Genomic DNA, 11982 nt, shown 5'->3' with positions numbered 1-11982 from the left:
TTGAGGGGGAGCGCCGCAGGCGCATTCGGGGGTGGGTTTCATTTCAGCGGCCCGACGCTGCATGTCATCTCCTTGCCGCCGGGGAGCTGCACGATGGCTTCTGGCCCTTTTTGCCAGAACATGGCTTCGCCTTGCGGGGACTTGCCCGTGTACTTCGCGCCCGAACCCGATCGGTCAATCGTCATCACGAGGCTGATATCGCCTCCGCCGAGGTAGGCCAGTTGCGGGTCGACGTTGACGAAGGTCGCGTTCATGGCGGCCGTGCCCGGGCATTTGACCGCCACAGGCCCGATGCTGACGCCGCCCTTCGCGCGCGCTCCCGTATAACCACCGCGCACTTCTGCGATCCGCATCACGTATGAATCGCGGATGCAAGCCTTCGCATCCTCCGACTTCCAGCAGTCGTTTCGCCCCTTGATCCAGCCCCGCTGCATCGCGATCAGCTGGTTCCTCTTCCAGGGGTCCAGGCCGGGCATGCCGCGGGCGAGGCTGTAGACGCGTGCGTTCTCGCGGTCCAGCGCCGCCAGCGTGTCGTCCTTGCAGATGGCTTCTTCCGCGGCGCCACTGGGCTTGGCGCAACTGAAGCTCGGCGATGCGGCAAGTGCTTGCGAGACGGCCAGCAGCAGGATGGGCAGCGTGGCGACCGACGAGGTACGGGTACGTGCAAGCGTCATGGCATGCTCCTTGGGGAAAGCCGTCCAGTGTTGCGGAGGTCGGCCATCGATGCAACTCCCGGCAATCTTGCGCGATGCGACGGTCAGGTCGAACGCTGCAGTTTCGCGATGCAGGCCGCCAGCACGGCATCGGTCTTCACGAAGCTCAAGCCCAGCCCCCTCAGCAGCATTCGAACGACGTCCACCGCGTACGTTCGCGGCAAGCGTTCGACCATCATGCGACTCATCCCTTCCCGAATCGTCCCGACGACCAGGTCCCGAGCCGTCTGGGGACTCGCAAATGAGAAGTCGCCAGCGCGCTTGCCCCCGCGCAAATCCGCAAGAAGGGTCTGCTCGACCAGCGCGCTCTGGGGTTTCACGCGCACCGTGAATGCACACCAGGCGGGATCGCTCTGCGCCTTCCTCAGCCAGAGGAGCGATCCTGTGGCCAGGCGATCTACAGGGTCGTCGAGGCCGAGCATCTCCGCTTCGATCGCCACCATCAGATCGTCCTGCAGCCGCATGGTCGTTGCTTCGAGCAGCTGCTCGGTGTTCTGGAAGTAGCGGTAGAAGGTGCCGCGCGCCACCCCGGCCGCGCTGATGAAGTCATCGATCACCGGGGCGTCCGGCCCCCTCTCCGCAAAAACGTTCAACGCCGCTTCGACGATTCTTGCTTCCATGCGTTCGCGCCGCTCGCGCGCCACGCGCGGTCGGTGGTCAGTGCCCTCGCCTGGCTCGGGCGGTTTCTTGATTCTGGTCATGCGGAAACATTTTGACTCTATTTGTCATGATGACGATAATGTCTCACATGACATCCAGGGAGCAAGATTCCGTCGTCGCTGTGGGTTCCAACCCTCGACATGCGAAAGGTGCTCCTGATGAATTTCCCCGCGCTCAAGACCTGGTGGATTCCGGCCGTCGCTCTCGCGCTCGGCGCGGTCGCTCCGGCACACGCTGCCGAAGCATCGAAGCCGAACATCGTCTACATCCTGGCCGACGACCTCGGCTGGAAGGACGTCGGGTTTCACGGCTCCGACATCCGCACGCCGAACATCGACAAGCTGGCCCAGACCGGCGCACGGCTCGAGCAGTTCTATGCGCAGCCGATGTGCACGCCGACGCGCGCTGCGCTCATGACCGGGCGCTATCCGCTGCGCTACGGACTGCAGACGGCAGTCATCCTGTCGGGTCACAAATACGGCCTGGCCACGGACGAATGGCTCTTGCCCCAGGCCCTCAAGGGAGCGGGTTACCAGACCGCCATCATCGGGAAGTGGCACCTCGGCCACGCAGACCGCAAATACTGGCCGAGGCAACGCGGCTTCGACTACCAGTACGGACCCCTGATCGGCGAGATCGACTACAACACCCACGAGCAGCACGGCGTGCTCGACTGGTACATCAACAACAAGCCGCTGCGTGAGAAGGGCTACTCGACCACGCTGATCGGCAACCAGGCGGTGAAGTACATCTCCGGGCATGACCGCGCCGTTCCGCTGTTCCTCTACCTGACCTTCAATGCGCCGCACACGCCCTACCAGGCGCCGAAGGCGTGGCTCGACCAATACCCGCAGATCAAGGACCCGAGTCGCCGGGCCTACGCGGCGATGGTCACTGCCATGGATTACGAGATCGGCCGCGTCATGGCGGCGCTCGAGAAGAACGGGATGCGGGACAACACGCTGGTCGTCTTCCAGAGCGACAACGGGGGAACGAGCAACCCGATGTTCGCCGGCGAGGGGGACATGTCGAAGATCAAGATCCCCGTCGACAACGGCCCGTATCGTGACGGCAAGGGCTCCCTGTACGAAGGCGGTACCCGCGTGGTGGCGCTGGCCAACTGGCCCGGGCATATCCAGCCCGGCAGCACGGTGGGCGAGATGATCCACGTTGTCGACATGTATGCCACGGTCACCGGCCTCGCAGGCGCGCCGACGGCTCGCAGCAAGCCCCTCGACGGGCTCGATGTGTGGCCGACGATCAGCGAGGGCAAGCCATCGCCGCGCACCGAGGTCGTCTACAACGTGGAGCCGTACCGCGCCGGCATTCGACAGGGCGACTGGAAGCTCATCTGGCGCACGCCCTTGCCGCAGTCGGTCGAGCTCTACGACATCGCGCACGATCCCTACGAGAAGAGCAATGTCGCCGCGGCCCACGCCGACCAGGTCAACGCACTGCAGAAGCGCGCGAACGAGTTGTCGCTGCAGATGGAGAAGTCCCTGCTGCTTCAGACGGAGTTCGAAGCCATTCGTGAGCGCATGCACATGCCGCCTGCGCTGCCGGGCGAGGAGAGTGCGCTCAACGGAGGGGACTGATGATGCTCGAGAAGAAATGCAGAGCGCTTGCCATGTGCTGTGGCCTCACGGCAGCGCTCGCCAGCCAGTCCGCAACGGCGCAGACAGCGACTTCGACGGACGCCTGGCGATTCGAACTCACACCCTACCTGTGGACGCCGGGTATCCGCTCCGACCTCCAGTTCGGCCCGCTCCCGGGGAACACCGTGAGCGTGAATTCCACCAGCCTGCTGAAGGCGCTGGAGATGGGCGCAATGGGCTCGCTCGAAGCGCGCAAGGGCGCCTGGGGCGGCCTGCTCGACCTGCAGTACGTCAAGCTCGGCGTCTCCAACCAATACCTGGGCGGACTGGCCGGCGGCTATGACGTCACGTTCAAGCAGACGATCGTCACGCTGGCCGGCCTCTATCGCGTGGTCGACACGCCGGGAGTGACGGTCGACGCCGTCGGTGGCATCCGCTACGTCAACCTCAAGACCAACGTCATCGTGAGCATCGCGCCCACCTTGCGCGGCCCGGGCCGCCGGATCGAGGACACCGCTAACTCGACCAGCGGCATCCTCGGCGCGCGGGTGCTCGTGCCGGTCGGTGACAAGTGGTCGCTGCTGGGCTACCTGGACATCGGTGCGGGCAACTCGAACACCAACTGGCAGGCCATCGCCGGCGCCAACTACCAGTATTCGCCGGCGACGGCCATCAAGCTCGGCTACCGCTACCTCAGCTACAAGCGCGACGACGAACTGGTCAACCGGGCCGCGATGGGCGGCTTCTACGTCGGGCTCGGGTTCAGGTTCTGAGTTGCACCGGCATGCGACGATGGCCTGACGGCGCTCAGGCTTGCGTCCTCCAGGGCGGCTTGTTCACGTGTGAGCCGCCGAACCGCGACCGACTTGATGCGCTGAGCGTCCGCGTCGGCGATCCTGAACTCCAGGTCGCCATGCGACCAGACATCGCCAACCCCGGGCTGGTGGCCCAGCTTTGCGAGCAGCAGCCCGGCCATGGAGATGTAGCTGCCATCGTCGCCCAGGAGGTCATGGGTCTGCAGCGCTTGCTCCAGCAGACGCAAGTCCGCCATGCCGGCGACGGTCCATTGGTTCGGACCGGTGTCCTGGACTTCCAGCGTCTCGTCCTCGTCGGGAAACTCTCCTGCGATGGCCTCCAGCACGTCGATGGGCGTGACGAGGCCTCTGAGCGCGCCGTGCTCGTCGTTGGCCAGCACGAGTTGCCCCCGCGCCGTGCGCAAGATGTCGATGACGCGAATGGCGCTCGTCGACTCGGCGACGTAGAGCGGAGGACGCAGGTCGTTCCCGTCCACCTTGTCGTCCCGCATTCCTGCCTCTGTCTTCAGGTCCCGATCACGCCCCCATCGTCCTTCGTGATGGCCACCGTCGCGGAGCGCGGCCGGCCGTTACCGTCCGGCCAGTTTCCCGCGCGCGACCGCATCGGCAGGTAGACAATGCCTCGATGGCGAACAAGGCACCTCCCGCTTTTCGATCACTGACCGGTATCTACGAGCCGTCAGGCATCCAGCAGCTTCCCGACGGCCGGTTTCTTGTCGTGGAGGACGAGAAGGAGCATCCCTTCAGCGTGCTTACCATCGGCGCCGATGGGCAGGTCGACAGCAGCGCGCTTGGACCCGGTCTGCTTCAGATCTTCAGCGACTTCTGGAAACTGGACGACCTCGAAGGCCTTGCGTCGGATCGGGACGGTTTCATGTACGCGATCACGTCGCACTCCCGTGACGACGATGGCGACGAGAAGGACTCCCGTGAACGGCTTGTCAGGTTTCGCGTCGAGGGCCATCGGGTCGAGGATCCGAAAATCGCCAAGGGATTGAAGCGCGCGCTGACGGCAGCGCATCCCGTGCTGGCGGCTGCCGCAGAGGTGCCGGATGTCAAGACCGGCGCGGGACTCAACATCGAGGCGCTGGAGGTCACCCAAGACCAGCGGCAACTGCTGGTCGGCTTTCGTGGCCCGTTGCGCGAGGGTCGCGCGATCATCGCGCGCATCGAAAATACCCGCGGCATCTTCGAAGCGGACGAAGCGCCGCAGGTGGCTGCCGATCTCGACGAACTCGATCTGGGCGGCCAGGGAATCCGCGGACTGGCCTACGTCCGCACGCTCGCCGAGTACCTGGTCGTCAGCGGCCCGCTGTCGCGCAAGAACGAGCCCTTTGGACTCTGGCTCTGGCAAGGTCGAAAAGGCAGTCCGGCGCGCCGCGTCGTCGTTCCGGGCCTGAAGAGCCTGAAGCACGCGGAAGGCGTGTGTTCGGCGGTGCTCCACGGGAAGGGACGCATCCTCATCGTCAGCGACGATGGCGATCGGAAGACCGGTCGAGCCGCGAGCTATCTCCTGCTGGATTTCGACCAGTTGCAGACCGGCTCCTGACGCACCCGCTCCAGCTGCCCCTACTTCTGGATCACGAGCTTGGCGAGCACCTTCTTCAGCGACTCCCGGTCGCTTTCGATGTCGGCCTTGAAGCCGGCCGCGTCTGCATACGACTCACCGAGGTTGGCCTTGGCCAGCGTCTCCTTGTAGGCCGGCTCGGCGGCGGCCTCCTTCACGGCCTTGCTCAGCGTCTGCACGACGTCCGACGGCGTGCCCTTGGGAACGGCGAGGCCGCGCCACACGCCGATCGACAGGTCGATGTTGCGTTCCTTGAGTGTCGGGACGCCGGCGTAGGCACCACCCAGCCGTTGGTCGGCCATGATCGCGAGCACGCGAAGCTTGCCGCCCTGCACATGCTGCTTCACTTCGCCGGGGCTCACCGTGATGGCATCCACGTGGCCGCCGAGCAGGCTCGCGACCGCCGGGGCCGCTCCCTGGAACGGCACATGGTTGAACTGTGCGCCCGTGCGGTCCTCGACCGCGGCCGCCGCAACATGCCAGATGTCGCCCACGCCGCCGTTGCCGACCTGCATCACGCCGGGTTTCTTCTTGGCGTCGGCGATGAACTCTTCCACGGTCTTCCAGGGCGAATCGGCACGCACCGTGATCGCCGCGGGATCGAAGTTCAGTCGAGCCACCGGAATGAAGTCATCGGCGTTGACCTTCATGAGGCCCAGCGCGGGCAGGATGACGAGGTTCACGCTCATCACGCCCACCTTGTAGCCATCGGGCTTGGAATTGGCGACTTCCGCGAAGCCGATCGCGCTCGAAGCCCCGGGCTTGTTGATGACGATCAGGGGTTGGGGCAGGTGCGTGCGCATGGCCTCCGCGAACGCGCGCGCAACGACGTCGGTGCCGCCGCCGGCCGAGGCGGCCACGACGAGTTCCACCGGGCGGTTCGGATAGTCGGCGGCAAGCGCCGTCGATGCAAGAAGCGAGAACACCGACAGCGCCAGGAAGCGCCGCGTTGCGGTCGAGGAACCGACTATTTTCATGGGGAGACTCCGTTGTGGATGGGATCGTTGCCTGCCTGCGGTCAGGCTTGTGTGTAGGCCGTCTTCACCGTGGTGAAGAATTCCTGTGCGTACTTGCCCTGCTCGCGCGGGCCGTAGCTGCTGCCCTTGCGGCCGCCGAAGGGCACGTGATAGTCCACGCCCGCGGTCGGCAGGTTGACCATCACCATGCCGGCCTGGCTGTGGCGCTTGAAGTGCGTGGCGTACTTCAGGCTCGTGGTGGCGATGCCGGCGGACAGGCCGAACTCGGTGTCGTTGGCCGTGGCCAGTGCTTCCTCGTAGTTCTTCACGCGGATCACGCTCGCCACCGGGCCGAAGATTTCCTCCTTGTTGATGCGCATCGACGCGATCGATTCGCTGAACAGCGCGGGCGACATGTAGTAGCCCTCGGTGCCGAGCTTCAGGCGTTCACCACCTGCCGCCAGCGTGGCGCCCTCGCCCTTGCCGATGGCGATGTATTCCAGGTCCTGGTCCAGTTGCGACTGGCTCGACACAGGGCCGATGTCGGTGCCGGCGGCGAGCGCATCGCCCACCTTGATCTTCGCCATGCGTTCCTGCATCGCTGCGATGAACTTGGGGTAGATGCCTTCGGTGACGATCAGGCGGCTGGATGCGGTGCAGCGCTGGCCGGTTGAGTAGAAGGCGCTCTGCACGCTGAGTTCGACGGCCTGGTTCAAGTCGGCGTCGTCGAGGATGACTTGCGGGTTCTTGCCGCCCATCTCCAGTTGCACCTTCTTGTGGTTGGTCACGCACTGGATCGCGATGTTGCGGCCCACGCCGACCGAGCCGGTGAAGCTGATCGCATGGATGCCGGGGTGGTTCACCAGCGCATTGCCGATGACGCTGCCGCGGCCCATCACCAGGTTGAACACGCCGGCCGGAATGCCCGAGCGGCTGATGATCTCGGCCAATGCCCAGGACGAGCCCGGCACCAGGTCGGCCGGCTTGAGCACCACGCAATTGCCGAAGGCCAGGGCCGGCGCGATCTTCCAGGCGGGAATCGCGATCGGGAAGTTCCAGGGCGTGATCAGGCCGACGACACCGACCGGCTCGCGCGTGATCTCGACGCCGATGTTCGGACGCACCGAAGGCAGCGTCTCGCCCGACAGGCGCAGGCATTCGCCGGCGAAGAACTTGAAGATCTGTCCGGCGCGCGTGGCTTCGCCGATGCCTTCGGCCTTGGTCTTGCCCTCTTCGCGCGAGAGCAGCGTACCGAGCTCTTCGCGGCGCGCGAGGATCTCGGTGCCGATCTTGTCGAGTGCGTCGCTGCGGGCCTGGATGCTGCCCGTGGCCCAGGCCGGGAAGGCGGCCGTGGCAGCGGCCACGGCGGCTTCGACATGAGTCGCGTTACCCTGCGTGTACTCGGCGATCGTGTCGCCCAGGTTCGACGGATTCAGGTTGGGGCTGTAGGCGTTGCCCTTGGTCCACTGGCCGCCGATGAGGTTGTCGTGTTGTTGCATCCTAGCTTTCTGTGGCTTCGGGACTATCGGGCCCAGCGCAGCACTTGCGCGTCGAGGCGTTTGGCGGTTTCGATCAGCAGCGCGCGGGCTGCCGGATGAATCGCGGGGAAGGGATGGCGTGGTGCCTCGCAGGCGATCACCCCGCCCTCCTTCATCAACGACTTGGCGGCCAGTGGCCCGCACTGCCGGTTCTCGATGTTGATGAGCGGCAGCCATCGCTCGTAGCCTGCGATGGCTTCGTCGCGCCGACCTGCGCGCCAGGCGTCGAGGATCGGCCGGATGCCGTCCGGGAAGCCGCCGCCTGTCATGGCGCCGGTCGCGCCGGCATCGAGGTCGGGCACCAGCGTGATCGCTTCCTCGCCATCCCACGGGCCTTCGATGGCGTCGCCACCGAGGCGGATCAACTCGCGCAACTTGGCTGCCGCGCCCGCGGTCTCGATCTTGAAGTAGGCGACATGCTCGATCTCCTTGGCCATGCGCGCAAGGAAGGCGGCAGACAGGGGCGTCCCTGCGGCGGGCGCGTCCTGGATCATGATCGGAATGTCCACCGCATCCGACAGTCGTGCGTAGAACTCGAAGATCTGCGGTTCGGGCACGCGGAAGGTCGCGCCGTGGTACGGCGGCATCACCATCAGCATCGCCGCGCCCTGCTCCTGCGCGCGGCGGCTGCGCGCCGCGCACACGTCGGTGCTGAAGTGCGTGGTGGTCACGATCACCGGCACGCGGCCATCGACGTGTTCGAGCACGGTGCGCGTGAGCACCTCGCGCTCCTCGTCGGACAGCAGAAACTGTTCCGAGAAGTTCGCGAGGATGCAAAGGCCGTTGGAGCCGGCGTCGATCATGAAGTCGACGCAGCGCTTCTGGCTTTCAAGGTCGAGCTCACCGCTTTCGGTGAAGGGCGTGGGCACGACAGGAAAGAGGCCCTCATACCGGGCGCGGGAAGTGGATGTCATGTTCTTGTGTTGTGTTCAGGTGATCACGCTGATCTGCCAGGGGACAAATTCCTGCTGGCCATAGCCGTGCAGTTCGCTGCGCGAGGGTTGGCCGGACGCGGTGTCCAGCAGCATGCGGAACAAGCGTGCGCCGAGTTCCTGGATGCTGCGCGTGCCGTCGAGCACCTCGCCGCAGTTCAGGTCCATGTCGTCGGATTGCCGTTCCCACAACGCGGTGTTGGTCGCCAGCTTGAACGAAGGCGAAGGCGCGCAGCCGTAGGCGGAACCGCGTCCCGTAGTGAAGCAGATCAGGTTGGCGCCGCCCGCGACCTGGCCCGTGGCCGAGATCGGGTCGTAGCCCGGCGTGTCCATGAACACGAGGCCGTGCGCCTTCACGGGCTGCGCGTACTCGTAGACGTCCACGAGATTGGTCGAACCGGCCTTGGCGATGCCGCCGAGCGATTTCTCGAGCACCGTGGTCAGGCCTCCGGCCTTGTTGCCAGCGGAGGGGTTGTTGTCCATCGCGGCGCCGTTGCGGCCGCAGTATTCCTCCCACCAACGGATGCGCGCGATCAGCTTGTGGCCGATCTCTGGCGTCTCGGCCCGGCGTGTCAGCAGGTGCTCGGCGCCGTAGATCTCCGGTGTTTCGCTGAGGATGGCCGTGCCGCCATGCGCCACCAGCAGATCGACCGCGGCACCGAGCACCGGGTTGGCCGAAATGCCCGAGTAGCCATCCGAGCCGCCGCACTGCAGGCCGATGACCAGATGGCTCGCTGACACGGTCTCGCGCAGGACCTTGTTGGCCTCGGGCAGCATCGCCCTGATCTGCTCGATGCCATGCGCGATGGTGCGCGTGGTGCCGCCGGTGTCCTGGATCGTGAAGCTGCGCAGCCGAGCGCTGTCGCTCAGCCCTTGCGTCGCGAGCAGCTTGGGGATCTGGTTGGTCTCGCAACCCAGGCCGATCACGAGCACGCTCGCAAAGTTGGGATGGCAGGCATAGCCGCCCAGCGTGCGCTGCAGGATGGCCAGGCCTTCGCCATCGGGGTCGACCGCGCAGCCGGCCCCATGCGTGAGCGCGACCACGCCGTCGACGTTGGGATAGTCCGCGAGCATCTCCGGATGGATGTCGCGGCGGAAATGATCGGCGATGGCACGCGCCACGGTGGCCGAGCAATTCACCGAGGTCAGGATGCCGATGTAGTTGCGCGTCGCGACGCGCCCGTCTTCGCGGACGATGCCCTGGAACGTGGCGGGTTCGACGGCCTTCGGTGACGACTTCGAATCGGCGCCGTACGCATAGTCCCGCGTGAAGTCGCCCATCGCCAGGTTGTGCGTGTGCACATGCTGCCCGGCGCGGATCGGCTGGCTGGCGAAGCCGATGATCTGCCCGTACCGGCGCACGGCCTGGCCGGGCTCGATCGCCCGCGTGGCCATCTTGTGCCCGGGCGGTACCAGGCCTGAGACGTCGACGCCCTCGCTCGCGATGTGCGTGCCCGACATCAGCTGGTCGAGCGAGATGACGACATCGTCATCCGGGTGCAGCCGGATCACCCGCACGTGAGGGCGTGCCGGCGGTTCGGCGGGCTGTTTCAACGCCTGCTCTTCGGTGGGTGAATACATGGTCTGGGGTTCCGATGTCGAGTGAGTTACTTCAGCATCTCTTCAGGCAACGACATGCCGAAGTGGCGCTTGTAGATTTCATTGAACTTGCCGTTCTTGAGGTTGGTCTTGACCCAGCCATCGACCCACGACTTGAGCGCCGCGTCGTCCTTGCGCAGCCCGACGCCGTACGGGAAGGACTTCATGACGAACTTGATGTCGATGTCGCGCGCCGGGTTGGCCTTCTTGACCGCAGGGACCACGCTGGGAGCGGCCGCCATGTAGTCCTGCTGGCCCGTGGCCACGGCGGTGTTGGTCGTGGCATCGTCCTCGTAGCGCACGACCGTGACGCCGGACACTTCCTTGATACCGCGCGACAGTTCCTGGTCGCTGGTCGTGCCGCGGGTCACGGCCACGTTCTTGCCTGACAGGTCGGCAAAGCTCTTGAGCGTCGCAGCCTTCGGTCCGGCGACGACGATCGGCACCACGCCGTAGGGCTCGGAGAAGTCGATGACCTTCTTGCGTTCGTCCGTGATCGAGAAGGAGGCCATCACCAGGTCGGCCTTCTTGGACAACAGGAAAGGCACGCGATTGGGGCCGGACACCGGGACGATCTCCAGCTCCACGCCCAGGTCCTTCGCCAGCATGCGTGCGGCTTCCACGTCGGAGCCCGCCTGTTTCGCATCGCTGTCGAGGAAGCCGTACGGCGGCGCGCCAATGTCCACGGCGATCAGCACCTTCTTGCGTTGCTTGATGGTATCGAGCGTGTCGGCCGAGGCTGTCGCAGTGGCGCCCAGTAGCAGGAGCGATGCGACGAATGTGAGGTGACGGCGAGTGAAGTTCATGTGGGTCTCTTGGTGTGTGAAATCGATCTGGAACGAAACGTGAAAGGAAGATGCGGTGACGGCGTCAGAGTCCGCTGCCGACGAACTGCTGCAGTTCAGGCGTGGCGGGTTGGCCCAGCAGGTCGCCGCTGCCGCACTCCCAGACGATGCCCTGGTGCATGAACATGATCTGGTCGGCAACGGAGCGCGCGAAGGCCATCTCGTGCGTGACGAGCACCATGGTCATGCCGTCGTTGGCCAGGCCTTCGATGACCTTCAGCACCTCGCCCGTCAGTTCTGGATCGAGGGCAGAGGTCACTTCGTCGAACAGCATCAGCTTGGGCTGCATGGCCAGCGAGCGGGCAATGGCCGCGCGTTGTTGCTGGCCGCCCGAGAGCTGCTCAGGGTAGTAGGCGGCGCGCTCATGGAGACCCACCTTCTGCAGCACCTCCATCGCCAGATCTTCCGCCTCCTTGCGCGGCACGCCCTTGACCTTGCGCGGGGCCAGCGTGATGTTCTGCAGGACGGTGAGATGCGGGAACAGGTTGTAGCTCTGGAACACGATGCCCACTTCCTTGCGGAGGTCCATCAGGTCCACCGAACCGGCGTGCATGGCCCGGCCGCACACGTGCAGCTCGCCGCCCTGGATCGTCTCCAGGCCGTTGATGCAGCGCAGCGCCGTGGTCTTGCCCGAGCCGCTGCGGCCGATCAGGGCGACCACCTGCCCGCGCCCTACCGTGAAGCTGACGCCTTTGAGGATCTGCACGTCTCCGTACGACTTGCAGACCTTGTCGAAGCGAACGATTTCATCCATGACTTTGA

12 protein-coding genes are annotated in these 11982 nt (G+C 65.4%); 3 read left to right on the top strand and 9 right to left on the bottom strand.

Translation table 11 applies throughout. The annotated features are described in order from the left end of the window. Positions 1 to 38 precede the first annotated feature (38 nt). Positions 39 to 674: an MliC family protein gene (locus WKW82_RS13390; RefSeq protein WP_340342771.1), complete on the bottom strand. Its 636-nt coding sequence runs from the start codon at positions 672 to 674 to the stop codon at positions 39 to 41. Positions 675 to 757: 83 nt separating this feature from the next. After that, entirely contained in the window at positions 758 to 1357 is a 600-nt protein-coding gene (locus WKW82_RS13385; RefSeq protein WP_340342770.1) for a TetR/AcrR family transcriptional regulator, read from the bottom strand. Between the two features lie 174 nt (positions 1358 to 1531). On the opposite strand from WKW82_RS13385, the gene WKW82_RS13380 reads away from it, so the two are divergent. Together WKW82_RS13380 and WKW82_RS13375 are read left to right on the top strand one after the other, a co-directional pair. Continuing rightward, complete coding sequence (locus tag WKW82_RS13380) at positions 1532 to 2968, top strand: arylsulfatase B (RefSeq protein ID WP_340342769.1); 1437 nt, start codon at positions 1532 to 1534, stop codon at positions 2966 to 2968. A 2-nt stretch (positions 2969 to 2970) separates the two neighbouring features. Beyond that, positions 2971 to 3741 (top strand): porin family protein, encoded by a 771-nt coding sequence (locus WKW82_RS13375; RefSeq protein ID WP_340342768.1) that lies wholly within the window; start codon positions 2971 to 2973, stop codon positions 3739 to 3741. Here WKW82_RS13375 and WKW82_RS13370 read toward each other — a convergent pair. After that, positions 3714 to 4274 carry a transporter associated domain-containing protein gene (locus WKW82_RS13370; RefSeq protein ID WP_340342767.1) on the bottom strand — a complete coding sequence of 187 codons (561 nt, stop codon included), beginning with the start codon at positions 4272 to 4274 and terminating at the stop codon, positions 3714 to 3716. The two genes, WKW82_RS13375 and WKW82_RS13370, sit on opposite strands and share 28 nt — an antisense overlap. Positions 4275 to 4408: 134 nt before the next feature. Here WKW82_RS13370 and WKW82_RS13365 point away from each other — a divergent pair, with 134 nt between their 5' ends. Beyond that, positions 4409 to 5332 (top strand): DUF3616 domain-containing protein, encoded by a 924-nt coding sequence (locus WKW82_RS13365; RefSeq protein WP_340342766.1) that lies wholly within the window; start codon positions 4409 to 4411, stop codon positions 5330 to 5332. Between the two features lie 20 nt (positions 5333 to 5352). Here the strand turns inward: WKW82_RS13365 and WKW82_RS13360 are convergent, their stop codons facing one another. From WKW82_RS13360 to WKW82_RS13335, 6 genes are all read right to left on the bottom strand, one after another. Then, the gene (locus tag WKW82_RS13360) at positions 5353 to 6327 is read right to left on the bottom strand and encodes a Bug family tripartite tricarboxylate transporter substrate binding protein (RefSeq protein WP_340342765.1); all 975 of its coding nucleotides are present in this window, start codon (positions 6325 to 6327) and stop codon (positions 5353 to 5355) included. Positions 6328 to 6368: 41 nt separating this feature from the next. Beyond that, complete coding sequence (locus WKW82_RS13355; protein WP_340342764.1) at positions 6369 to 7805, bottom strand: aldehyde dehydrogenase family protein; 1437 nt, start codon at positions 7803 to 7805, stop codon at positions 6369 to 6371. Between the two features lie 23 nt (positions 7806 to 7828). After that, complete coding sequence (locus WKW82_RS13350) at positions 7829 to 8758, bottom strand: dihydrodipicolinate synthase family protein (protein WP_340342763.1); 930 nt, start codon at positions 8756 to 8758, stop codon at positions 7829 to 7831. Positions 8759 to 8773: 15 nt separating this feature from the next. Next, entirely contained in the window at positions 8774 to 10357 is a 1584-nt protein-coding gene (locus WKW82_RS13345; RefSeq protein WP_340342762.1) for a UxaA family hydrolase, read from the bottom strand. Between the two features lie 26 nt (positions 10358 to 10383). Next, positions 10384 to 11181, bottom strand: coding sequence for a transporter substrate-binding domain-containing protein (locus WKW82_RS13340; protein ID WP_340342761.1), 798 nt, complete (start codon positions 11179 to 11181; stop codon positions 10384 to 10386). Positions 11182 to 11245: 64 nt separating this feature from the next. After that, positions 11246 to 11974 carry an amino acid ABC transporter ATP-binding protein gene (locus tag WKW82_RS13335; RefSeq protein WP_340342760.1) on the bottom strand — a complete coding sequence of 243 codons (729 nt, stop codon included), beginning with the start codon at positions 11972 to 11974 and terminating at the stop codon, positions 11246 to 11248. Positions 11975 to 11982 lie beyond the last annotated feature (8 nt).

Origin of the sequence: Variovorax rhizosphaerae (genome assembly GCF_037889975.1) — a bacterium.
Taxonomy (GTDB): Bacteria; Pseudomonadota; Gammaproteobacteria; order Burkholderiales; family Burkholderiaceae_C; genus Variovorax; species Variovorax rhizosphaerae.
This window is presented reverse-complemented; position numbering and strand designations above follow the sequence as displayed.